The 23,522-nt window shown below is 72.5% G+C and carries 20 protein-coding genes; 13 read left to right on the top strand and 7 right to left on the bottom strand.

Annotation, left to right across the window (positions count from 1 at the left end; translation table 11 throughout):
* The first annotated feature begins 10 nt into the window (after positions 1-10).
* Entirely contained in the window at positions 11-775 is a 765-nt protein-coding gene (locus tag IEZ31_RS51845; protein ID WP_190257565.1) for a class I SAM-dependent methyltransferase, read from the top strand.
* Here the strand turns inward: IEZ31_RS51845 and IEZ31_RS51840 are convergent.
* The 3 genes from IEZ31_RS51840 to IEZ31_RS51830 form a co-directional block, all read right to left on the bottom strand.
* Entirely contained in the window at positions 772-1,866 is a 1,095-nt protein-coding gene (locus IEZ31_RS51840) for a glycoside hydrolase family 75 protein (protein WP_229837156.1), read from the bottom strand. The genes IEZ31_RS51845 and IEZ31_RS51840 overlap by 4 nt on opposite strands.
* A 78-nt stretch (positions 1,867-1,944) precedes the next feature.
* The gene (locus IEZ31_RS51835) at positions 1,945-2,628 is read right to left on the bottom strand and encodes a M23 family metallopeptidase (RefSeq protein WP_190257564.1); all 684 of its coding nucleotides are present in this window, start codon (positions 2,626-2,628) and stop codon (positions 1,945-1,947) included.
* A complete protein-coding gene (locus tag IEZ31_RS51830) occupies positions 2,625-3,185 on the bottom strand; it encodes a DUF4291 domain-containing protein (RefSeq protein ID WP_190257563.1) in 561 nt (186 codons plus the stop codon). The genes IEZ31_RS51835 and IEZ31_RS51830 overlap by 4 nt, the downstream gene beginning before the upstream one ends.
* 36 nt (positions 3,186-3,221) lie before the next feature.
* On the opposite strand from IEZ31_RS51830, the gene IEZ31_RS51825 reads away from it, so the two are divergent.
* From IEZ31_RS51825 to IEZ31_RS51800, 6 genes are all read left to right on the top strand, one after another.
* Positions 3,222-3,536 (top strand): MazG nucleotide pyrophosphohydrolase domain-containing protein, encoded by a 315-nt coding sequence (locus IEZ31_RS51825; RefSeq protein ID WP_190257562.1) that lies wholly within the window; start codon positions 3,222-3,224, stop codon positions 3,534-3,536.
* Positions 3,533-4,165 carry a GNAT family N-acetyltransferase gene (locus tag IEZ31_RS51820; protein WP_190257561.1) on the top strand — a complete coding sequence of 211 codons (633 nt, stop codon included), beginning with the start codon at positions 3,533-3,535 and terminating at the stop codon, positions 4,163-4,165. The genes IEZ31_RS51825 and IEZ31_RS51820 overlap by 4 nt, the downstream gene beginning before the upstream one ends.
* A 228-nt stretch (positions 4,166-4,393) precedes the next feature.
* Positions 4,394-4,852: a MarR family winged helix-turn-helix transcriptional regulator gene (locus IEZ31_RS51815; RefSeq protein ID WP_190257560.1), complete on the top strand. Its 459-nt coding sequence runs from the start codon at positions 4,394-4,396 to the stop codon at positions 4,850-4,852.
* The gene (locus tag IEZ31_RS51810) at positions 4,849-5,640 is read left to right on the top strand and encodes an ABC transporter ATP-binding protein (RefSeq protein ID WP_190257559.1); all 792 of its coding nucleotides are present in this window, start codon (positions 4,849-4,851) and stop codon (positions 5,638-5,640) included. Before IEZ31_RS51815 ends, IEZ31_RS51810 begins: the two co-directional genes overlap by 4 nt.
* Entirely contained in the window at positions 5,600-6,397 is a 798-nt protein-coding gene (locus IEZ31_RS51805) for an ABC transporter permease (protein WP_190257558.1), read from the top strand. The genes IEZ31_RS51810 and IEZ31_RS51805 overlap by 41 nt, the downstream gene beginning before the upstream one ends.
* A gap of 56 nt (positions 6,398-6,453) precedes the next feature.
* Positions 6,454-7,272 carry an SAM-dependent methyltransferase gene (locus IEZ31_RS51800; RefSeq protein ID WP_229837155.1) on the top strand — a complete coding sequence of 273 codons (819 nt, stop codon included), beginning with the start codon at positions 6,454-6,456 and terminating at the stop codon, positions 7,270-7,272.
* Positions 7,273-7,418: 146 nt separating this feature from the next.
* Here IEZ31_RS51800 and IEZ31_RS51795 read toward each other — a convergent pair whose 3' ends face one another.
* Both IEZ31_RS51795 and IEZ31_RS51790 read right to left on the bottom strand, forming a co-directional pair.
* Positions 7,419-12,851, bottom strand: coding sequence for an ATP-binding protein (locus IEZ31_RS51795; RefSeq protein WP_190257557.1), 5,433 nt, complete (start codon positions 12,849-12,851; stop codon positions 7,419-7,421).
* A 117-nt stretch (positions 12,852-12,968) separates the two neighbouring features.
* Positions 12,969-13,994: a LacI family DNA-binding transcriptional regulator gene (locus tag IEZ31_RS51790; RefSeq protein ID WP_190257556.1), complete on the bottom strand. Its 1,026-nt coding sequence runs from the start codon at positions 13,992-13,994 to the stop codon at positions 12,969-12,971.
* A 106-nt stretch (positions 13,995-14,100) separates the two neighbouring features.
* Here IEZ31_RS51790 and IEZ31_RS51785 point away from each other — a divergent pair, with 106 nt between their 5' ends.
* The 5 genes from IEZ31_RS51785 to IEZ31_RS51765 are packed head-to-tail and all read left to right on the top strand — an operon-like array spanning position 14,101 to position 19,123.
* Positions 14,101-15,423, top strand: coding sequence for a sugar ABC transporter substrate-binding protein (locus tag IEZ31_RS51785; RefSeq protein WP_190257555.1), 1,323 nt, complete (start codon positions 14,101-14,103; stop codon positions 15,421-15,423).
* Between the two features lie 4 nt (positions 15,424-15,427).
* Positions 15,428-16,351, top strand: coding sequence for a carbohydrate ABC transporter permease (locus IEZ31_RS51780; protein WP_190257554.1), 924 nt, complete (start codon positions 15,428-15,430; stop codon positions 16,349-16,351).
* The gene (locus IEZ31_RS51775) at positions 16,341-17,198 is read left to right on the top strand and encodes a carbohydrate ABC transporter permease (RefSeq protein WP_190257553.1); all 858 of its coding nucleotides are present in this window, start codon (positions 16,341-16,343) and stop codon (positions 17,196-17,198) included. The genes IEZ31_RS51780 and IEZ31_RS51775 overlap by 11 nt, the downstream gene beginning before the upstream one ends.
* A complete protein-coding gene (locus IEZ31_RS51770) occupies positions 17,199-18,284 on the top strand; it encodes a Gfo/Idh/MocA family protein (protein WP_190257552.1) in 1,086 nt (361 codons plus the stop codon).
* The gene (locus IEZ31_RS51765; RefSeq protein ID WP_190257551.1) at positions 18,281-19,123 is read left to right on the top strand and encodes a sugar phosphate isomerase/epimerase family protein; all 843 of its coding nucleotides are present in this window, start codon (positions 18,281-18,283) and stop codon (positions 19,121-19,123) included. The genes IEZ31_RS51770 and IEZ31_RS51765 overlap by 4 nt, the downstream gene beginning before the upstream one ends.
* Positions 19,124-19,162: 39 nt before the next feature.
* On the opposite strand, the gene IEZ31_RS51760 is transcribed toward IEZ31_RS51765, so the two are convergent.
* On the bottom strand, positions 19,163-21,217 hold the full coding sequence (locus IEZ31_RS51760) for an alpha-galactosidase (RefSeq protein WP_190257550.1): 2,055 nt from the start codon (positions 21,215-21,217) through the stop codon (positions 19,163-19,165).
* Positions 21,218-21,254: 37 nt separating this feature from the next.
* A complete protein-coding gene (locus IEZ31_RS51755) occupies positions 21,255-22,115 on the bottom strand; it encodes an ROK family protein (RefSeq protein ID WP_190257549.1) in 861 nt (286 codons plus the stop codon).
* A gap of 44 nt (positions 22,116-22,159) precedes the next feature.
* On the opposite strand from IEZ31_RS51755, the gene IEZ31_RS51750 reads away from it, so the two are divergent.
* Positions 22,160-23,458, top strand: a complete 1,299-nt coding sequence (locus IEZ31_RS51750; protein WP_229837153.1) for an enolase C-terminal domain-like protein — start codon at positions 22,160-22,162, stop codon at positions 23,456-23,458.
* Positions 23,459-23,522 lie beyond the last annotated feature (64 nt).

Genomic DNA, 23,522 nt, shown 5'->3' with positions numbered 1-23,522 from the left:
CCTCGGCGGGATGCTGGAGTACCGCACCCTCGACCCGCTGCAGGTTCGGATCGACACGCATCGGCGCTACAGCCGCCACGACGACCACCCGGATCCGGCGGTGCGGTCGGCGCTCGGCTATCGCCCCGGCCTGGACCTGCTCGACGTCGGCTGCGGGACGGGCGAGTTCCTGCGGTCGTTGGCACCCTCGACCGGGCGGCTGGCCGGCGTGGACACCTCTCCGGCAGCGGTCGCGGCGCTGCGTGGCGTGCCGGGCGTCGAGGCGCACGAGGCCGACGCGATGGTGCTGCCGTTCGCCGATGCGTCGTTCGACGCGGTGACGGCGCGGCACATGCTGTACCACGTGGCCGAGCCGCTGGCGGCGATCCGCGAGGCGCACCGGGTGCTCCGCCCGGGCGGCCGGTTCGCCGCGGTCGTCAACATCCCGCACCCGGCCCCGGCCCTGCAGGGGCTGGCCTCCGGCGCCGTCGCCGACCACGGCCTGGACCCGGCGGTGTTCCAGATCCCGGTCGACGCGAGCAACCTGCCGGGCCTGGTCGCCTCGGTCTTCGGCATCGTCGAGGTCGAGCGGCACGACAACGCGCTGGTGTTCCCGGGTCCGGAGCCGATGGTGGCGTACGCGGTCTCGATGCTCACCGGCTTCGGCGTCCCCGACGACCACCCGCTCCGGCCGTCCATCGTGGACGCGATCGCGGAGCGGGCGGCGGCCCTGTTCGCCTCGGCCGCGACGGTCGAGGACCCCAAGGGCTACGTCGTGGTGACCGCCGTTCGTTAAGCCAGCGTCCAGTTCTGGTTCGCGCCGCCCGAGCAGGTCCAGATCTGCAGCCGGGTGCCGTTGGCCGAGCTCGGGCCGGTGGCGTCCAGGCACTTGCCCGAGCCGACGTTGACGAGGGTCTGGCCGGTGCGGGTCCACTTCTGGGCGTTGGTCCCGTTGCAGTCGTACAGCTGGACCTTCGTGCCGTTGGCGGTGCCGGCCGCGGCCACGTCCATGCACTTGCCGAGGGCGCGCAGGGTGCCGTCGGAGGCGCGGGTCCACTGCTGCGCGCTCGTGCCGTTGCAGTCGTACAGCTGGACCGCCGTGCCGTTGGCGCTGCTGGCCCCGGCGACGTCGACGCACTTGCCGCCGTAGCCGACGATCTGGCCGGCCCCGCCGGTCGGTCCGCCGGTGGTCGGCGGCGTGGTGGTGGAGCCGAGCCAGGCGTTCGCCGCGTTCGCACCGACGGAGTCGATGGTGGCGTTGTTCTCGACCGGGCTGGGGACCGTGGACGGGAACACGATGAAGGTCACCGGGCCGGCCGTGCCGCCGGTGGCCGGGTTCGGGTCGATGCCGAGCGCGACCGCCAGCGCGTACGACCCCTCGCCGATGATGTTGTCAGGCCCCTCATCGGCGAAGACGGCGTAGGCGACCTTGTTGTTGTAGACGACCGCGGCGACGGCCCCGGGGCGGATGCCCTGGCTCTGGTAGTTGAACCGGGAGCTGGGCAGGGGCACCACGTAGTACCGCGTGACCTCCGAGGTGAAGTAGGCCCCCGTCGACGTCGTGAACGAGGTCTGGGCCTGGTACCACGGGTCGGTGCTCGCGTTGCAGTGCGAGGTGCTGATGCCGTCGCAGTCGATGTCCATGTCGGCCGTCCAGAAGAAGGCCGACCCGCTCTTGCAGACGGCGACGGTGGCGGCGCCGCCGTCGTCGGTGGCGTACTTGCCGTTCGAGACCTGGCTGCAGGTCTGCGTCTTGGCCAGCAACTGGCTGGCGGTCGGGGCGGCGGCCAGCGCGACGCCGGATCCGGAGACGATGACGTAGGCGGTCGCGGCGACGGCGGCGACGACGGCGAAGAACGCCACGAGGGGCACTCGGTACCTGGTCACAGGCGGGCTCCTTGGTGTTGTGACCTGGGGGGTCAAATAGAAAGGAAACCTGCCTGACAGATGTCTGTCAATAGATGCTCAGCAGTTCCTGCTGGTGCGCTGCTGGTCCGGCGAGACCGGGCCGGCGACCCGCAGCGGGCCGGTGCCGGCGCTGCCGTCGCTGGTGATGCCCGACGGCACGCCGTCGAAGACCGACTCGACCTTGTCCTCCACCCCGCGGGTGCGCTTCGGGTCGCGGCTGTCGTCGTGCTGCTCGTAGTGCAGGTGGTCGACCTGGGTCGAGCCGGTCCGGCCGACCCGGCCGAGCAGCTGGCCCCGCTGCACGTCGTCGCCGGTCCGCACCGCCGGCCAGGTGTTCAGGTGGCCGTAGGAGGTGAACCAGCCGCCGCCGTGCGCCAGGATCACGCCGAAGCCCAGGCCGCCGCGCGTGCCGACGGTGCCGGGCTGGGCCGCCGAGCCGTCGGCGAGCGTGCCGTTCCAGCCGGCCCACTCGACCTTGCCGGCCGCCGAGGCGAGCACCTCGCGGCCGGCGCTCGGGCCGCCGACGAAGAAGAAGTCGATGTCGTAGTCGTCGTGGCCCGGGTACGTCGTCAGCCGCCACGTCTCGCCGCACGGGAACGGCAGCTGGAACGCCGGTCGCGGCCCCGGCTTCGGGTCGTCGTCGCCGCCGTCCAGGCGGTGGCTGATCACCAGGTACGACACGAGGACGCAGGCGGCGATGACGCACAGCATCGTCAGGCGGTAGACCTCCCGGCCGCTCATCCGTAGACGGGCTCGTGCGGCAGCAGCGCGGCGGCCGCCTCCCGGCGGCCGGACCGCAGCAGGGCGCGGATCTGGTGGGCCGTGTCCGTGACGTCGGTGATCGACACCGTCCACTCGTCGACGTACCGGTCGACCGCCTCGCCGCTCAGGCCGAGCTGCAGCGAGCGGTACGGCAGCGGCTGGAGGTGCAGGTCGCGCTCGGGATCCCACTGGACGCGGACCGGGGACGTGCGCAGCCGGTCGGCCCACTCCTTCCGGTCGGCGAACTCGCCCCGCTCGTAGTGGCTGGGGCAGGCCGCCGCGAGCGCCCAGTCGAAGCCGGCGTGGGTCAGCTCGACGGCCAGGACGACCTCCTGGCCGGGCTTCGTGGCCCAGCCGCTGCGGTACATCATCCACAGGAACGACGGCTTGACCCAGGTCATGCGGTCGCGCTTGAACGGGGCGACGAAGCGGCCGGCGGCCAGGGCCGGGACCGCGATCGACGCGGAGTAGGCCTGGTAGACACGGATCGTTCCGGCGGTGTGCCAGGCGCGGACCTGGCGGTTGGGGACGTCCATCACGAGTCCCGGCGCGAGTCGTTCATGCTGTGCATTGTGAAAGACTTCGACCTTGGCGACCTCCCCGCCCGGGCCGCCGACATCGCCGGCCACCTCACCGCCAACGGCTTCACCGAGGCGCCGCACCTGCGCCAGACGCTCGCCCTCGCCGAGGAGGTGGGCGAGTTCGTCGGCGCCGTCCGCCGCCACTACGGGATGGCCCGCCGCTCCGGTTCGTTCGACGACGTCGAGGCCGAACTGGCGGACGTCGTCATCACCGCGTTCGTGACGGCCCACACGCTGGGCATCGACCTCCCGCGAGCGATCGCCGACAAGCTCGACGTGGTGTTCACCCGCGGCTGGCGATCATGACGTACTGGCTGGAAGCGTTGGGCTGGGCCGGCTCCGCCCTGCTCGTGTGGTCGCTGCTGCAGACCCGGCAGCTCAGGCTGCGCCGGCTGAACCTGGCGGGTTCGCTGGTGCTCGTCGCCTACAACTCGGCCGTCCAGGTGTGGCCGATGGTGGGCCTCAACGCCGTCCTGTGCGTGATCAATGCTTGGCACCTGTACCGCATGCTGCGCACCCGCCACGACGAGAACACCTACGCGGTGGTGGAGGTGTCCCCGGACGACGCTTTCCTGGCCCACGTGCTGCGCGTCCACTGGGCGGACATCGCCCGCTTCAACCCCGATTTTGCCTATGCTGCGGACAGTCAGGCCTTCGTGACGCTCTACGGCGACGAGGTGGTCGGCGTCCTGCTCCTGCGTCCGTTGCCGGCCGGCGTGGCCCAGGTGGACCTTGACTACGTCACGCCGCGTTACCGTGACCTGTCGCCGGGGGAGTTCGTGTTCCGCCGGTCGGGCCAGCTGACGGCCCGCGGCTACCGGCAGGTCCTGACCCCGCCGGGCATGGTGGCGCCGTACTACGGCCGGTTGGGCTTCGAGAAGCACGGCGACCGCTACCGCCTGGACCTCCCGTCCCCGGACCTCCAGCCCGACTGACACCACCACAGCCGTCCCACCCCCCGCCCGGCCCCCTCGCGGGACCGCCCCGCTGTCCCCCCCGCCCCCCTCCGCGTCGATCTTGCACCTGTGGTGCCTGACAAACCCGGACCTCTTGGGAGTGTCGCGGCACCACAGGTGCAAGATCGACGGCACGGTTGCGGCCCGCGTGGCGCACCCCGGCCCGACCTCCTCGTTAGCTCTGCTAACGAGGTATATAGTGGAAGGGTGGATCATCAGGGGCTTGCCGACGGGCTCGCGGAGCGGCTCAACGCCGTGCGGCGGGTGCTGCGGCGGCGCCTGCGGGCCGGGTTGGCCCGGCCGCCGTTCACGGGCAGCCAGGTGGAGCTACTCAAGCATGTCGAGGCGGTCCCGGGGGTCGGTGTCGGGGCCGCCGCGCAGGCGCTCCACCTGGCCGGCAACTCGGTCAGCACGCTCGTCAACCAGCTCACCCGCGACGGGCTGCTCACGCGGGAGCGGGATCCCGGCGACGGGCGGACCGCCCGGCTGTTCCTCACGCCGCTCGCCGCCGACCGGCTGCGCACCTGGCGGGCCGCGCGCGGGGAACTGCTCGCCAAGGCCCTCGCCGAGCTGACCGAGGACGAGCGGCGGGTGCTGGCCGGCGCGCTGCCGGTGCTCGACCGCCTGGCCGGCGCGCTCGAAAAGACGGAAGGAGGCGCGCGGTGACCAGTGCCGTGCGGATCGACGGGCTGCGGCACCGGTTCAAGGAGACCGTCGCCGTCGACGGGATCTCGCTGGAGGTCCGGCCCGCGGAGATCTTCGGGCTGCTCGGGCCCAACGGCGCCGGCAAGACCACCACCATCCGCGTGCTGACGACGCTGCTGCGGCCCCAGGAGGGGAGCGTCGCGGTGTTCGGGCTCGACGTGGCGAAGCGCCGGATGGCGGTGCGGCGCCTGATCGGATACGTGCCGCAGGCCCTCTCGGCCGACGCCGCGCTCAGCGGGCGGGAGAACGTGGCGCTCTTCGCGCGGCTGTTCGACGTGCCGCGCCGCGAGCGCAAGGAGCGCACCCAGGGTGTCATCGAGGCGATGGGGCTCACCGACGCCGCCGACCGGCCCGCCGCGACCTACTCCGGCGGCATGATCCGCCGGCTGGAGCTCGCCCAGGCGCTGGTCAGCGCGCCGCGGCTGCTCGTGCTCGACGAGCCGACGATCGGCCTCGACCCGGTCGCCCGCAACGGCGTGTGGGAGCGGATCACCGAGGTCCGCGCCCAGACCGGGATGACGGTCCTGGTGACCACCCACTACATGGAGGAGGCCGAGGAGCACTGCGACCGCGTCGCCCTCATGCACCGCGGCCGCATCCGGGCGCTCGGCACGCCGGCCGAGCTCATCGCGGAGGCGCCGGGGGAGAGCCTCGACGACGTGTTCCGCGCATACACCGGCGACGATCTCGACGTAGGAGGGTTCAGCGATGTCCGCGCTACTCGCCGCACCGCCCGCCGTCTTGGGTAGGACCCTGTGGACGCGGGTCGTCGCGATGTGCCTCGTCGAGCTGCAGAAGCTGCGCCGGGACCGCACCGAGGTCGTCACCCGCGCGATCCAGCCCGCGCTCTGGCTGATCATTTTCGGTCAGACGTTCACCCACCTGCGGGCCATCCCGACCGGCGGCATCCCGTATCTCGACTTTCTCGCGCCGGGCATCCTGGCCCAGTCGGCGCTGTTCGTCTCGATCTTCTACGGCATCCACATCATCTGGGAACGCGACGCCGGCGTCCTGGCCAAGCTCATGGTCACCCCGACCCCTCGGGCGGCGCTGGTGACCGGGAAGGCGTTCGCGGCCGGCATCCGGGCCCTCGTCCAGGCGGTGGTCGTGGTGGTACTGGCGGCGCTGCTCGGCGTCGCCTTCACGGTCAACCCGCTGCGGCTGCTCGGCACCGCCGTCGTCCTCGTCCTCGGATCGGCCTTCTTCTGCTGCCTGTCCATCACCCTCGCCGGCCTGGTGCTCAAGCGCGACCGGATGATGGGTATCGGTCAGGCGATCATGATGCCGCTGTTCTTCGCGTCGAACGCGCTCTATCCCGTCTCGGTGATGCCCGGCTGGCTGCAGGTGCTCAACCACGTCAACCCGCTCAGCTACGAGGTGGAGGCGCTGCGCGGCCTGCTCATCGGCACCCACATGCGGCTCTGGCTGGACCTGGGCGTGCTCGTCGGCGCGACCGCCCTGGCCGTTTTCGCCGCGTCGGCGATGCTGGGCCGGCTCACCCGCTGAAAGCCGTGCCGGACAGATGGACCTGCTGCATCCATCGGGCTGTATAAGGTGTACGCGTGAGCCACGGCGACCTCGACCGGATCGACACGACCACCGCCCACCCCGCCCGGCGGTACAACTACTGGCTCGGCGGCAAGGACAACTTCGCCGCCGATCGTGAGTCCGGCGACGCGATCGCCGCCATCTACCCGGCGATCCGCACGACGGCCCTGGAGAACCGGCAGTTCCTGCGTCGCGCGGTCCGCTTCCTGTCCGAGGAGCAGGGCGTCCGGCAGTTCCTCGACATCGGCACCGGCATCCCGACGGCCGACAACACCCACGAGGTCGCCCAGGGGATCGCGCCCGAGTCGCGGATCGTCTACGTCGACAACGACCCGATCGTGCTCACGCACGCCCGCGCGCTGCTCACGAGCACCCCGCGGGGCGCCACCGCGTATATCGACGCCGACCTGCGCGACCCGGCCGGCATCATGGGCCACCCCGACCTGCGCCGCACGCTCGACCTCGACCAGCCGGTCGCCCTGATGCTGATCGCGATCGTGCACTTCCTGTTCGACCACGACAAGCCGTATGAGATCGTCCGGGGCATGGTCGACGCCCTGCCGTCCGGCAGCTACCTGGTGATGTCCCACGGCACCGCCGACCTCAACGACCCGGCCGCCCGCGCCCACGCCGAGGCCGAGATCCGCGCCGGCCGGCTCAAGGTCGACGCGCAGCCGCGGTCGAAGGACGAGATCGCCCGCTTCTTCGAGGGCCTGGAGCTCGTCGACCCGGGCATCGCCCCGGTGCTGGAGTGGCACAACCCCGTCCCGGAGGCCGACCGCCCGCCGCTCCAGGACGTCGCGATGTACGGCGTGGTGGCCCGCAAGCCGTAAGGCCACACGAACGCTCCGCGATCTTGGGGTTGTGGTCCCGGATTTAGGGTGTATATCCGACATATCCGGGACCGCAAGTCCAAGATCGCGGGCTGGTGGGGCGAAGCCCCGGCCGGCGCCGCAGCGACGACCGGGGCTCGACGGGCTCAGGACAGGCCGCGCTCCACCGCCGCGATGATCTGCGGCCGCAGCTCCGACGGCCGGATGATCGCGTCCACCGAGCCGACCTCGACCGCCCGCTGGATGCTGTGCACGCCGTCGAACTCGGCCGCCACCTCGCCCAGCTTCTCCGCCCGGACCGTCGAGCGGACCTCCATGAGCTGCGTGACCAGCGCCGCCTTCGTCCCGCCGGTCGCCGCGGCCACCTGCGCCTCGAGCGCGGCCACCCGCGGGTCCTTCGCGGTGCGGGCGTCGACGTCGCCGGCGAAGACCACGGCCGCCGCCGGGGCGCCGCCGATGACGGACGCGAACGAGCCGTCGACGGCCAGCACCGTCATGTTCGGGTTGAGCGCCTTCGAGAACACGACGAACGCGCCCCCGTGGTACCGGGAGATGACACAGAAGACGATCGGGCCGCGGAAGTTGACGATCGCGCGGCCGATCTCCGCACCGTACTCCAGCTGCAGCCGCCGCATCGACTCCGGCGACCCGTCGAAGCCCGACAGGTTCGCCAGCACCACCAGCGGACGGTTCCCGCTGGCCGCGTTGATCGCCCGGGCCGCCTTCTTCGACGAGCTGGGGAACAGCGTGCCCGCGGTGTAGGTGTCGGGGCCGTCGGTGGGCGGGAAGCCGCGCCGCGGCACCGAGCGCGACTCGATCCCGAGCAGGCAGACGGGGATGCCGCCGAGATACACGTCCTGGACGACCGCCGTCTCGGCGTCGGCCATGCCGGCCCAGCGCTCCAGCACCGTGTGGTCCTGGTCGGCCAGCGCCCGCATCAGCGTGCGGATGTCGAACGCCTTCTTCCGGTCGGGGTTGTGCTCCCTGGAGAAGATCTCGCCGACGGTGGTGAAGTCGCTGTCCGGCACCGAGTGCGGGAACGGCGAGATGTCGCGGTCGGCCGGGTCGGTCGTGGCCGCCCGGCGCGGCCGGGACTCGCCGGGCGCGATGTAGGTGTGGTCGTAGTACGTCATGAGCAGGTCGCGGGCGGCCTGCAGGTCGGGCGCCCAGTACTGGGCCTGGCCGTTGGGGCCCATGACCCGGTCGTAGCCGCCGATGCCGAAGTTGTCCTCGGCCGACACGCCGCCGGAGAAGTCCAGCGACTGCTTGCCGGTCAGCACCATCGCCGAGTCCGGGGTCATGACCAGGATGCCCTTGGTGTGCATGAGCATCGTGGCCTCGGCGTTCCAGTACGGCTGGGCGCCGACGGTGATCCCGGCGACGACGATGTTGATCTCACCGCCGGCCTGGGTGAACTCCACGATCCGCTTGAGCGCGGCGGCCACCCAGTCCATGTTCTCGGTGCCCGAGTTCATCGCGATCCGGGCGCCGGCCGAGAGCGCGAGCCAGTCGACCGGCACGCGCATCTCCTCGGCCAGGTCGAGCGCCGCGATCACCCGCGCGCACTCCGGCTCGGACAGCGCGCCGAGCGACCGGGTCGGGTCGCCGAACAGCGCCACCCGGGTGACGCCCTCCGGATACCGCTCGGTGGGCGTGCGCACCACGCCGGCGACGATGCCGGCCTTGTTCTGCCCCTTCGGGCGGTCGACCGGGACGAGCCGGCCGGTGTCGTCGAGGTCGTGCTCGACGAACTGGCCCAGGTTCCCGGCCAGCATCTCGGTGAGCTCGTACGGGTACGTCGTGCCGCGGCGGCGCGCCGAGAGCACCTTCTGCCGGTAGTCGTCGAGCGGCTGGATCAGCTCGGTCGAGGGCTGCGTGACCGACATGTGCATGCCCTGGTCGTACGACACCTGCACCGCGATGTCGGCCAGCTCCCCGGTCGCCGGGTCGCGCTGCCGGCCGAGGAACAGCACCTCCTCCAGGCCCGCGTTCGCCGTGATCGGCAGCAGGCGGTGGGCGACGGCGCGCAGCTCCTCGACGGACAGCTCGCTCGCCGGCCAGACGTAGATCGTGATCCGGTTGGTGTCGAACCGCTTGCGGGCCGGCCGCCGCGCCTGGACCTTGCGGATCGCGTCGACGCAGCCGTCGAGCGCGCCCTCCAGGGCCGGCAGCGCGAGGATCCGGCCGTCGGCGTCGCGCAGCGGGGTGATGTCGCGGACCTGGGCCATGGCCGCCAGCCGCTCGTCGGCCGGGTTGTCCGGCGCGACGCAGTGGAAGACGTAGACCTCCTCGTCGGCCGACGGCAGGCGGGTGAGGTCGAAGTTGCGCAGCCGGGGCACCTGCAGGCGCTCGGCGATGAGCGGGTGCAGGCCGCGGATGACCCGGTCCTCGCCGGAGCCCGGCAGGAACGTGAAGTGGTGGTGCATCGCGCTGCCCGTGCGGCCGGCCACCGACACGGTCACCCGCCGCAGCGACTCGGGCAGGGCGGCCCGGTCGACGAACTCCTGCAGCGTCGCCGCCATCGCCTCGATGTCGGGCTGGTCGGCCCAGCGCAGATAGACGTCGGCGATCGCGTCGGCGGTGACCAGCCCGGCGACCTGCTCCAGGGTCGCCGGCAGCTCGGTGAAGTCGGTGGCCGTGGCGATCAGGCGGAAGCCGTCGTAGGCGGCGGTGAAGAAGTAGTGCCCGGCACTGAAGAACGAGCGCGGGTCGCTGACGCCGCGATTGCCGTAATACCGCCGGCTGAGCACCTCCAGCATCGGGCCGTGGTCGGCGCCGGTCTTGCCGATCCGCTGCCCGAGCAGCCGGACCAGCGGCTCCGGCGAGGAGACCATGCGGGCGATCCGCTCGGCCCGGTCCTCGGCGTCGGGGTGCCGGTCGAGATACCGCAGGTGCTCGCGCACGTCCACGTAGACCTCGGCCCGCTTGCGCCGCAGCATCGGCTGGGCCGCCCACCGGAACACGATGCTGCGGGCGAGGTCGCCGACGACCGGGAACCGCAGCTGGGTGGCGAAGATCAGGTGCTCCAGCGCCTGCCCGACCAGCTCGCGCAGCCCGTCGCCGGGCAGCGGCTCGGTCAGCCACTGCTGCAGGAACGTCACGATCACCGACACGTCGGCCGAGGCGCGCTGCTGCGCGAGGAAGATGCGGAACACCGCCTCCTCCAGCGCCGGGGTGCGCTCGAAGTCGTCGATGCCGTAGTGGGCGAGGGCCCGGGCCAGCCGGGTGCGGAACGTGTCCGACAGCCCGGCCCGGTCCACGTCGAGGCTCTGCAGGTACGTGTGGAAGTACTCGCGCGGGCTGTGCACCCGGGTGTCGGCCCGGTTCTCCTCGCCGGCCGGCCGGTTGCGGCTGAGCTCCGTCAGGTCGGCGAAGACCCGCAGCAGCTCGACTTCCTCCTCCAGCGGCCGGTGGGTGAGCTGGGCGCGGGCGGCGAGGTACTCCGACAGGGCCCGCCGCTCGTCGCGCGGGTCGAGGTCGTAGCCGAGCAGCAGGCTGCGCAGGTCGGCGATGCCGCGGGCGACGCGCTGCTCGGGCGCGAGGCCGGTCGGCTCGGGCGGCAGCTCGAGGTCGACCGTGGCGGTCTCGGTGGTCTCGGTGTCGGTGCCGTCGCCGACCGGCTCCAGCCGCAGCATCGGCGCGCCGGTCTCGACCTGGCTGCCGACGGTGACCAGCCGCTCGCGCAGCTTCGCCTTGAACGGCGCGCGCAGGACGGTCTCCATCTTCATGCTCTCCAGGACGAGCACGGGGGCGCCCGCCTCGACCTCGTCGCCGACCTCGAGCGGGGTGGCGACGACCAGCGCCGGGGCGGGGGAGCGCAGCACGCCGCCCTCGTCGCGGCTGACGCGGTGGGTGACGCCGTCGACCTCGACCAGGTGGATCGGGCCGTGCGTGTCGGTGACCAGCCGGTAGCGCCGGCCGTTGACCAGGATCCGGCCGGTGTGCTCGTCGAACCGGTCGAGCTCGACGTCGACCGTGGCGGCGTCGCCGATGCCGACCCGGAACCGGCGCGGGCCGGTCTGGGCGACGGTCACCCGGTAGGTCGCGCCGCGCAGCTTGAGGTCGATCGGGCGGCCGCTCTTGTGCTGGACCTGCGGCCGGCCGCCGTGCGCGGTGGACAGCAGTCGCTGGCGCTCGACGAGCGCCTCGTCCTCGTAGCCCTCGATCGCGGCCGCGGCCAGTGCGACGCCGGAGTTGCGGGTGGAGACCAGCCGGCCCTCGGCGCGGACCCGGTCGATCCAGCCGGTGTCGGCGCTGCCGTCGATCACCTCGGGCTGGTCGAGCAGGTCGAGCAGGAAGCTCTTGTTGCTGGCGCCGCCCTCGATGATCACGGTGGTCTCGGCGACCGCGCGGCGCAGGCGGCCGAGCGCCTCGTCGCGGTTGCGGCCGAACGCGATGATCTTGGCGATCATCGAGTCGAAGTCGGCCGGGATGACGTCGCCCTCGCTGACGCCGGTGTCGACCCGCACGCCCGGGCCGCTCGGCAGCACCAGCCGGACGATCCGGCCGGGCGCCGGCGCGAAGTCGCGGTCGGGGTCCTCGGCGTTGAGCCGCGCCTCGACGGCGTGCCCGGCCTCGGGCGGGACGAGGTCGCCGAGCCGGCCGCCGGCGGCCACGTGCAGCTGGGCCTTGACCAGGTCGAAGTCGGTGGTCGCCTCGGTGATCGGGTGCTCGACCTGCAGCCGGGTGTTGACCTCCAGGAAGGCGAACAGGCGCTCACCCGGGTGATAGAGGAACTCGACCGTGCCGGCGCCGCGGTAGTCGACGGCGAGGGCCAGCCGCTCGGCCGCGTCCTTCAGCTCGCGCGCCTGCTCGGGGGCGAGCACGGGGGAGGCCGACTCCTCGATGACCTTCTGGTTGCGCCGCTGCACCGAGCAGTCGCGGACGCCGAGCGCCCACGCGGTGCCCTGGCCGTCGGCGATCACCTGGACCTCGACGTGCCGGGCGCCGGTGACCAGGCGCTCCAGGAACACGATGCCGCTGCCGAACGCGCGGGCGGCCTCCAGGCTGGTGCGCTCGTAGGCCTCGGTGAGCTCGTCGTCGCTGCGCACGACCCGGATGCCCCGGCCGCCGCCGCCCGCGGTCGCCTTGAGCATCAGCGGGTAGCCGATCTGGGCGGCGGCCTTCTTGGCCGCCTCCAGGGTCTCGACCGCGCCGCGGCTCCACGGCGCGACCGGCACGCCGGCCTCCTCGGCGATCAGCTTCGCGCCGATCTTGTCGCCGAGCTTGCGCATCGCGTCGGCGCTGGGGCCGATGAAGGTGACGCCGGTCTTCTCGCAGAGCTCGGCGAAGGCGGGGTCCTCGGCGACGAAGCCCCAGCCGACCCAGGCGGCGTCCGCGCGGGTCTGGACGAGCGCTTTCTCCAGGACGGCGTGGTCGAGATACGGCCGGGCCGACGCGGGGCCCAGGCAGTAGCTGTCGTCGGCCTCCCGGACGAAGGTCGCGGTGCGCTCGGCGTCGGTGTAGAGGGCGACGGTCTCGATCGGCGTGGCCCCGGCCTCCGCGTTGAGCTCGCGGACGGCGTGGATCAGCCGCATGGCGGCCTCTCCCCGGTTGACGATGGCGATGCGGCTGAACACCGAGCAAGCCTCCCAGAGGTGCAATCACCAACAGAACTGTTGGACCCGCCACCCGGCGGGAGCGATCCTTGTGAAAAACCTACAACGGCACCTGTCGAGTTCAGCACACGGCAACGTTCACGATGACAGAATCGGGCCCGTGGAGCCACGCACGGTAAGGTGAACCGGAAGCATCACCGACTGGCGCGCCGTCGGGGCCGTCGTGCGGTCCAATCGTGACAGTAGCATCGATACCGCCACCCGGCCCGCCTGCTCGATCGGCGCCGTCAGGGTGGTGAGCGGCGGGTGACAGAAGTCGGCGCCGAAGATGTCGTCGCAGCCGACCACGCTGAGCTCCTCGGGCACCCGGACCCGCCGCTCGCGCAGCCGCTGCAGGATCCCGATGGCGAGCAGGTCGTTGAAGACGATGCAGGCGGTCACGCCGGTGTTCAGCAGCGCGTCGGCGGCGGCTGGCCCCGAGCCGCGGCCCGACGGGAACGGCCCGACCCGGGTGAAGGTGAGCCGGTGCCGCGCGGCGACGTCCTGGGCCGCGCGCCAGCGGGCCTCGTTCGGCCACGACCGCTCCGGGCCCGACACGTAGGCGATCCGGCGGTGGCCGAGTGAGATCAGGTGCTCGGCGGCCTGGTGGATGCCGGCCGGCGTGTCGATGATCGTGCTCGGCACGCCGCGCACGTTGCGGTTGATCGTGACGAGCGGGATCTCCTCGGCCAGCTTGGCGAGCGCCTTGTCGGGCAGCCGCGACGCGGCCAGGATCGCCCCGTCGAGCGACCGGCGCATCTTGTGCAGCAGCTCCGCCTCCAGCTCGCCGGAGTCCTCGGTGTCGATGAGCAGCTGCGCGTAGCCGGCCGCCTTGAGCTGCTGCTGGGTGCCGCGCAGCACGCCGAAGTAGAACGGGTTGGTCACGTCGCTGACCAGTACGGCGATCGCCCCGGTGCGCCCGGAGCTGAGCGCGCGGGCCTGCGAGTTCGGCACGTACCGCAGCTCCCGCGCCGCCGCCTCGATCCGCTCCCGGGTGGCCGGGTTGACCCGGCCGGGGTTGTTGAGCGCGCGCGAGACGGTCGACGCGGCCACCCCGCAGGCGGCGGCGATGTCGTTGATCGTGACCGGCCGGTCCGCGGAGCCGAACTGATGGGCGCGAGGCATGGCGGCATTTTGGCAAACGGTGGCAAACGATTGCCATCGTCCGAAAGGCGTTGATAGCTTCGCCTCAATCCGCCCCGTGCTTCCGACACCCCCGGGAGACACCTCCATGAAGCGCTTACGGATCCTCGCCGCGGTCTGCGCCCTGAGCCTGCTCACGGCCGGCTGCGGCAAAGACGACACCGACAGCAACAACGGCCCGAGCGGCGCCGGCAAGACCCTCAACGTGCTGGTCCAGGCCAACACCATCTACCCCGAGCAGCAGCGCGCCTGGTTCACCGAGATCAACGACAAGTTCAAGGCGCAGACCGGCGCCGAGGTGAAGTTCGAGACCTTCGCCTCGGCCAACGACGAGCTCACGAAGATCCAGACGGCCGTGCTGTCCGGCCAGGGCCCCGACATCTACTCGCTGGGCACGACGTTCACCCCGACCGCCTACGCGACCGGCGCGTTCCTCGAGCTCAAGGACGACGACTGGAAGAAGCTCGGCGGCAAGGACGCCTTCGTGCCGGCCACGCTGGGCATCTCCGGCCCCGACGCCGAGCACCAGGTGGGCATCCCGTTCACCAGCCGGCCGTTCGTCATGGCCTACAACACCGAGATCCTCGGCACCGACAAGCCCGCGACCACGTGGGACGGGCTGCTGGAGCAGGCGAAGAAGTACACCGGCAACGGCCGCTACGGCCTCGCCGTCGCCTACGCCGACGGCTTCGACCCGTGGAAGTTCATCTGGGCGATGAGCGTCCAGGCCGGCAACCCGCTGGTCAAGGACAAGAAGGCGGCGCTGGACGACCCGGCGACGCTGAAGGCCTACCAGACCTACCTCGGCTGGCTCGCCACCGACAAGGTCGTCAACCCGGCCGCGGTCGGCTGGAAGAACGCCCAGGCCATCGCCGAGTTCGGGGCGGGCAAGGCGGCGTTCCTGCCGATGGTGTCGGCCACGTCGAAGGTGACGCTGGACAAGTCGTCGGTCGCCGGGAAGTACGCCTACGCGATCATGCCGACCGTCCCGCCCGGCGCGACCAGCACCGCGTCCAACGGCGTGGCGGCCACCAGCATCCTCTCCGGCGACAACCTGGTCGTCGCGAAGTACACCAAGAACAAGGACCTGGCCCTCGCCCTGGTCAAGCTGCTCACCAGCCCCGAGCAGCAGGAGTCGTACTACAAGACGTTCGGCGAGCTGCCCACGAACGCGACGGCGGCCAAGAAGCTGCAGTCCGACCCGGCGCTCGCGGCGATCGTCGACTCCGCCTCGAAGGCGGCCGGCACCCCGTTCAGCGGCGCGTGGAGCCAGGTGCAGCTCGCCCTGCTCAACGTCGTCGTGCAGTCGATCCCCTCGCTGCAGGCCGGCAAGGTCGACGACGCGAAGCTCAGGTCGCTGGTGGCCGACGCGCAGAAGGCGGCGCAGGACGCCCTCGACAAAGCAAAGTAGACGGATGACAGTCACCACGGAGGTTCGGCCGGCGACCACCCGGCCGGCCACCCGCAAGCGCAGGACCGTCAGCCGGCGTCAGCGTCCACTGTGGATGCTGACGCCGGGGGGCGTCCTCATGGTCGTCGTCATCCTGGTGCCGCTCGCCGTCGCGCTGCTCGTGTCGCTGCTCGACCTCGACCAGTACACGCTGCGCGAGTGGACCGGCGCCCCCTTCATCGGCCTGGACAACTACGTCGAGGCGGTCACCGACACCCCGCTGCCGCACGCGATCTGGATCAGCGTCGGCTACTCCGTGCTGGTCACGGTGGCCACCCTGCCGATCGGGCTGGCCGCGGCGCTCGCCACCCAGCAGCGCTTCCGCGGCCGGGCGCTGGTCCGTTCGGCGTTCCTCGTCCCCTACGTGCTGCCGGCGTTCGTCGTCGGCACCGTCTGGCGCACGATCCTGCAGCCGTCGGGGCCGGTCAACGCGATCCTCGGCGAGCAGCACCTCTGGCTCAACGGCCCGCTGAGCTACTGGGCCCTCGTCGTCGTGCAGCTCTGGACGTCCTGGCCGCTGGTGTACCTGCTGGCGCTGTCCGGCCTGCAGGGCATCGACGGCGAGGTGCACGAGGCGGCGGCGCTGGACGGCGCCGGCTGGTGGATGAAGCTCCGGTACGTGATCTTCCCCTACCTGCGGGGCGTCCTCGGCCTCGGGCTGGTGATCTCGTTCCTGCACAACCTCAACAACTTCACGCTGCCCTATGTGCTGTTCGGCGTGCCCGCACCGCACGACGTGGAGGTGCTGCCCGTGCTCACCTACGTGGAGAGCTTCCAGAACTTCCGGTTCGGGCTGAGCGCGGCGATGGCGGTGCTGTCGCTGCTCCTGGTGTCGATCCCGCTGGCGCTGTACCTCCGAGCGGTGCGGTTGAACCGCGATGAGAGCTGACGTCCAGCGGCTGCTGCCGCGCTGGCTGCAGACCGTCGTCATCGCGCTGATCCTCGCCTTCGCGCTCGCGCCCGTCGCCTACATGCTGCTCGCATCGGTCAACGACGATCTCGCCGTCACCCGCGGCGACGTGTGGCCGTCGGCCTGGCACCCCGGCAACTACGCCCGGATCTGGTCGACCGTGGAGCTCGGCGCCGGCCTGGTCAACAGCGTCGTCGTCGCCGGGACCGTCGCGCTCGTGTGCGCCGTCGTGTCGGTGGCCAGCGCCTACGTGCTGGTGCGGTACAGCTTCCTCGGCCGCGGCCTGATCCTGCGCGGCCTGCTCGCCCTGCAGAGCATCCCGGGCACGCTCATGCTGCTGCCGGTGTTCGTGCTGTTCGCGAACCTCGCCTCGGTGCTCGGCCTCCAGGTCATCGGCACCCGGTGGGCGCTGTTCGTGACCTACCTGACCTTCGCGCTGCCGTTCTCGACCTGGGTGATGGTCACCTACCTGCGCGGGCTGCCGCACGAGCTCGACGAGGCCGCCCGCCTCGACGGCGCCTCGTCGTGGCGCATCCTGCGCTCGATCGTGATCCCGCTGAGCTGGCCGGGCCTGGTCGTCGCCAGCATCTTCGCGTTCCTGCTGGGCTGGAACGACGTGCTGTTCGCCTCCGTCATGACCAACCCCGACAGCCGCACCGCCGCGGTGGCGCTCCAGGTCTTCGGGGCGACCCAGGAGGGCGGGGCGATTCCGGTGTACGGGCAGCTGATGGCCTCCGCGCTCGTCTGCGCCCTGCCCGTGGTGGTGTTGTACCTCGTGTTCCAGCGGTTCCTGGTCGGTGGCCTGACGGCCGGAGGGGTCAAGTAGATGCTCAACGTTGCGATCGTCGGCGCCGGGATCATCGGCGGCAACCACGCCGACGCGATCGTCCGCCACCCACGGCTGCGGGTCGCCGCCGTGGTCGACTCGGTGCCGGCGGTGGCTGCGGCGCTCGCCGCGCGGCTCGACCCGCCGCCGGTGGTGTGTTCGACGCTGGCCGATGCTCTTGCCGCGGGGGACATCGACCTGGTGGCCATCTGCACGCCGAGCGGGCTGCACGTCGAGGCCGCCGAGGAGACGCTGCGGGCCGGCGCGCACCTGCTCGTCGAGAAGCCGCTCGACGTCGCGCTGCCCAAGGCGCGCGCCTTCGCGAAGGTCGCCGCCGAGGCCGAGGCGCGCGGCCTGGCCTGCGCGGTGGTCAGCCAGCACCGATTCGACCCGGCGCTCGTCGCCGTCCGGCAGGCCGCCGAGGAGGGCCGCCTGGGCCGGCTCACGTCGGCGGTGGTGTCGATGCCGTGGTTCCGGGAGCAGTCGTACTACGACAGCGCCGACTGGCGGGGCACGTGGTCCTACGACGGGGGAGGGGCCCTGGCCAACCAGGGGATCCACCTCGTCGACCAGATGCTGGCCCTGCTGGGGCGCCCCGCGGAGGTCTCCGCGCAGACCGCCCGCGTCTCCCACGAGCGGATCGAGGTCGAGGACCTGGCCGTGGCCACGATCCGGTTCGCGTCCGGCGCGCTGGCGGTGCTGCACGCGACGACGAGCGCGCGCCCCGGCCTGCCGGTCCGGCTGGCGGTGCACGGCACGCAGGGCTCGGCGGTCCTGCACGACGATCAGCTGGAGTACTTCTGGTCCGTCGACGGTGCCGACGTCGCGCTGCCCGCTGCGGAGCGCTTCGGGGCGGCGAAGGAGCCGGACGCGTTCGTCGTCGGGCACCTCCGGCAGTACGACGACCTCGTCTCGGCGATCGAGACCGGCCGCCCGCCGGGCGTGCGCGTGGCCGACGGCCTGCTGGCGCTGGCCCTGGTCCGCGCGGTGTACGTGTCGGCGACCCTGGGCCGCCCGGTCGACTTCGAGCAGGTCCTGGACGGCGCCTTCGACGACGTGACGGTCTCTACTGAGGAGCGTTCGTGAGATTCTCGGCCTTCACCGCATCCACCCCCGACTGGACCCCTTCGGAGGCCGTCCGGATCCTGGCCACCCAGGGCTACGACGGCGTCGAGTGGCGGGTGACCGACCAGGACGACGCCCCGACGCCGGGCTTCTGGGCCGGCAACCGCGCCACCTGGCCGCTGACCGGCCTGGAGGCGCTGCTCCCGTCGATCGCCGCGATCACCCGGGACGCGGGCCTGGAGATCTCGGGCATCGGCGGCTACGCCCGCTGCTTCGAGCGCGACGATGTGGCCCGCTTGATCGCCGCGACGGCCGCCCTGCAGGCCGGCCGGGTCCGGGTCACGATGCCGATGCTGCGGACGGGCCACTACCGCGACCTGTTCGCGGGCGCCCGCAAGGACCTGGCGTGGGCCTGTTCGCTCGCCGCCGACCAGGGCGTGACGATCCTGATCGAACTCCACCACGAGACGATCGCCTCCTCGGCGTCGGCCGCGATGCGCCTGGTCGAGGACCTGGATCCGGCGTCGGTGGGCGTGATCCACGACCTCGGCAACCTGATCATCGAGGGCCACGAGGACCACCGCGCCGCGTTCGAGCTGCTCGGGCCGTACCTGCAGCACGTCCACGTGAAGAACGTCGCCTGGCACCCGTCGCCGCCGTCCGGGGACGGCGTGGTGACCTGGCAGCCGGACTGGTCCCCGCTGCGCGAGGGCCAGGCGGACGTGGCCGCGTACCTGCGGTTGCTGCGCGAGGTGGGCTACGACGGCTGGGTGACCCTGGAGGACTTCTCGACAGCGGTCCCGCTGGAGGAACGCACGGCCGACAACCTGGCCTACCTCCGCTCGCTCGTCACCGGGTGAGGTAGCGCAGGCCGTGCTTGCAGTACGTGGCGGCGACGCTCAGGGGACGCGGCGGAGGTGGGTCAGCGCGCTGTCGTGGTTGCGGAACATTCCCGCGTCCAGGCCGTGCGTGGCCAGGAACGCCGACGTGCAGCGGGCGCCGGTGTCCGCGTCCTCCCACGTCGTTGACGCCGGGAGGAACGGCAGGCGGGGCGGGACGTACGGCTCGCCGTAGCGGTGGCCGTCGAGCCACTGGAACACTGCCACCTCGTCGTCCAGCGCGTAGGCCAGGGCGGGGGCCGTCGACCGGGCCGCGGAGCGCAGGCGGTGCAGCTCGCCGTGCTGGACGACGTGGCGGATCCGCTTGTACTGCGCGATCCGTGTCGCCGCCTCCGCCTGCTCGTCCGGCGTCCACCGGGCCAGGTCGCCGCCGATGCCCAGTACGCCGGCCATCGCCACGTGGAAGCGGAAGCGCAGTGGCAGGCGGTTGCCCGTCAGGAAGTTCGGGGCGTCGGTCACCCAGGCCGTCATCGCGCGGGCCGGGTAGAGCTGGCCGAAGCCCTCCTGGATATGCAGGCGGTCGCTCGCGTCGGTGTTGTCGCTCGGCCAGACCTGGTCGGTGCGGGCCAGGATGCCCGGGTCCACCCGGCCGCCGCCCGAGGCGCACGACTCGAAGCGGACGGTGGGGTGGTCGCTCCGGAGGCGGTCGAGGACGGCGTACAGGGCGGACGTGTGCGCCGCGGACCAGGACGGGTCCGGGCCGGGGTCGGTCACCGGGCGGTTCATGTCCCACTTCACGAACGCGATGTCGTGCCCGGCGAGCAGCGCGTCCATCCAGCCGTGCAGCCAGGCGGCCACCTCCGGCCTGCCGAGGTTGAGGACCAGCTGGTTGCGCAGCTCGTGGCGGGGGTAGCCGGGGGTCGCGTACACCCAGTCGGGGTGCGCGCGGTACAGGTCGCTGTCCGGGTTCACCATCTCCGGCTCGACCCAGATGCCGAACCGCATGCCGAGCTCGGTGACCCGCGCGACGAGCGGCCCCAGGCCGGTGGGGAAGCGGTCCGGGTTCGGCGTCCAGTCGCCGAGGCCGGCGTGGTCGCTGACGCGGGCGCCGAACCAGCCGTCGTCCATCACGAACAGCTCGCAGCCGAGGGCCGCGGCCCGCTCGGCGAGGGCCAGCTGGTTCGCCTCGTCCAGCCGGAAGCCGGTCGCCTCCCACGAGTTGTAGAGGACCGGGCGCAGCTCGGCGCCGGACGGCATCACGCGCTCCCGGAGGTACCGATGCCACATCCGGCTGGCGGATCCGAAACCGTCGCCGGTCCACAGGCCCGCTGACACCGGCGTTGTGTGGGCCTCGCCGGCGGCGAGGGTGAACGATGCACCGGCGCCGACCGCGGCCACGACCCGGCCGGCGGGCTGCCGCTCGACGTCGATGTGCCAGGTGCCGGACCAGGCGAGGGCGGCGCTCCACACCTCGCCGGCGGTCTCGGTGGCGGTACCGTCGTCGAGCGCGAACCACGGGTTGTGCATCGGGCTGGTCGTGGTGCGCCGGCTGCCCAGCCGCACGACGCCGTCACCCAGCGGCTCGCGCCGCAGCTGCCACTCGGCGGCCCACCGGCCGTGCACCGATGACAGCCGGTAGTCCTCGCGGCGGGGCGGGCACCAGGCCGCGCTGTCCGCGCGTAGCACCTCGACCGGCTCGCCGGCGGCCAGCTCGGCCCAGCGCTCGACGACGTCGCCCGCGACCCGGTGGTGCAGCACCAGCCGGACGGCCCGGGTCAGCTCGGCGAAGACCAGCCGCAGGTGCTCCCCGTCGGCCGAGGCCGACACGAACCGCCACCGCACGGTGCGCTGCCCGTCCGGGAAGCGCAGCGCGAGCGCCGGGGTGGCGAAGCGCAGGCCGCGGTCGGACGGGTACTCCTCGTGGCCGTCGAGCGGGCTCTCCCAGCCCCGGCCCGGGCCGAGCGGCACCCGCGCCAGCGCCAGCGCGGTGTCGTCGTCGACCGGGGCGCCCCAGTGGGCGGTCAGCGGCACGTCCTCGCCGCCGAGGTGGACGACGTACGCGCTGCCGGGGGTGCGCAGGACCCAGCAGCCGAACGCGGGAGAGGTGATCGGCATCCCACGGTGATAGCACCCGCGGCCCGGCCGCGAAACCTCACCCGCGGTCGCGCCCGGCCCACGCCGCGCCCAGCAGCGCCGCATGCTCGGTGTCCGCCACCGGGCGGGCCGGCACGTCGAGCGCCAGGGCCGGCTCGATGAGGTCCCAGGCGCCGGTCATCGACCCGCCGACCACGACGACCTCGGCCCGGAAGCGTCGCAGCCACTCGGTGAGCAGCCGCCCGAGGGCGCCGAACGCGTGCCCGACGACGGCGTTGGCGTGCCCGTCGCCGGCGCGGGCGAGCTCGGCCAGGCCCCGCATGCCGTCCACGGTGGTTCCGGTTTCGCCGTGGTACCGCCGGATCAGCGCACGATCGGAGACGACGTCCTCGATGTTCAGGCCGTCCACGTCACAGAAGTGGATCTCCCCGTCCGGTGGGACGTCGGGCCCGCTCGACACGATCGCCCCGTCGGCGAGCCAGCCCGACCCGATGCCGGTCCCGAGGGTGATCGCGACCGCCCGGCTCGCTCCGGCCGCGGCGCCGGCGACCCACTCGCCGAGCAGGAACGCGTCGGCGTCGTTGACGAACGTGAACGCCTCCGGCCGGGCCGGGATCGCCGCCGCGAGCGTCTCGCGCAGGCTCACCCCGTGCAGCTTGTCGAACTTCGCGACGCCCTCGTGCAGCGAGACCCCGGCGGCGTAGTCGAACGGGCCGGGCATCGCCACCGCCCACCGGTCGCCGGGCGCGGGGTCGAGCCGCTTCCCCGCGTCGGCGAGCACGCCGATGATCGCGTGCGCGTCGCGGCTCGGGTCGAGGTGGTGCCGCTGCCGGTCCAGCACCCGGTGCCCGTCGAGCCGCACGCTCGCCGCGGTCACGTGACTGCCGCCCACTTCGAGGACCCGCACCAACCCATGCACGGCGGTAACGTTACTGCACACATGATCGGCAGGAGGCTGAGCTGGTGACCGTGGAGCACGACCCGAACCGCTTGCTGGACCAGGACGGCGGCCTGCCCGAGGCGCGGCCCCCGTGGCCGGCCCGCGACGGCCTGCGGATCACCGCGGTGCGGCCGATCGTCACCGCGCCCGAGGGCCTGCCGCTCGTGGTGGTCAAGGTCGAGACGTCCGAGCCGGGGCTGCACGGGCTGGGGTGCGCGACGTTCACCCAGCGCTACGCCGCCGTGGCCGCGGCCGTCGCCGAGCACGTCGGGCCGCTCGCGGTCGGCCGCCACCCGGCCGACATCGAGGACATCACCCGGACCGTGCACTTCTCGTCGTACTGGCGCAACGGCCCGGTGCTCAACAACGCCCTGTCCGGCCTGGACCAGGCGCTGTGGGACATCGCCGGCAAGCGCGCCGGCCTGCCGGTCTACGAGCTGCTCGGCGGCCGCGTGCGGGGCGGCATCGAGGTCTACACGCACGCCTCGGGCAACTCCACTGACGAGGTGCTCGACGAGGCCGAGCGCTTGATCGCACTCGGTTACCGGTGTGTCCGCCTCCAGCGGGCCGAGCCCGGCCTGGGCAGCTACGGCGCCGCGGGCACCGGCGGCCACTACCCGGGGTCGCCGAACCCGGACGGGTGGGACCCCGAGCGGTACCTCAGGGGCACGCCGTCGCTGTTCGAGGCGGCCCGGGAGCGGCTGGGCCGCGAGATCAACCTCATGCACGACGTGCACAGCCGGCTGACCCCGAAGCAGGCGATCATGCTGGCCCGGTCGCTGGAGCCCTACGGGCTGTCGTTCCTCGAGGACGTCATCCCGCCGGAGCACTACGACCGGCTCCCCGAGGTCCGCGCCGCGTCGCCGGTCCCGCTCGCGGTCGGCGAGCAGCTCGGCTCGGTCGTCGACGCGGCCCGGCTCATCCGCGACGGCGGCGTCGACCTCATCCGCCTGCACACGTCGGCGATCGGCGGGCTCACCCCGACCCGCAAGCTGGCGGCGCTCGCCGAGCTGTGCGGGGTGCGCACCGCATTCCACTCGCCGGCCGACGTGTCCCCGGTCGGCGTGGCCGCCAACCTGGCGGTCGACGTGTCGAGCCCGGCGTTCGGGTTCCAGGAGTCGCACGAGTACAACGACGCCACGCACGAGGTCTTCCCCGGCTGCCCGGACGTGACCAACGGCTACATGTATCCGTCGGACCGGCCCGGCTGGGGCGTCGACCTCGACGAGCGGGAGGCGGCGAAGTACCCGCCCACGAAGTTCCTCTTCGACCGCTGGGCCGCGGTCGTCCGCCGCCCCGACGGCGCGCTGGAGGCGCCGTGAGCGGTCCGGAGCGGAGCGGAGGGGCCGCTCACCATGGGCTCAGCGAGGTCTCGCGGGGCCGGAG

Source organism: Dactylosporangium sucinum (assembly GCF_014647515.1).
Taxonomy (GTDB): domain Bacteria; phylum Actinomycetota; class Actinomycetes; order Mycobacteriales; family Micromonosporaceae; genus Dactylosporangium; species Dactylosporangium sucinum.
The sequence above is the reverse complement of the archived record's forward strand: the minus strand, read 5'-3'. Positions and strand labels throughout refer to the sequence as shown.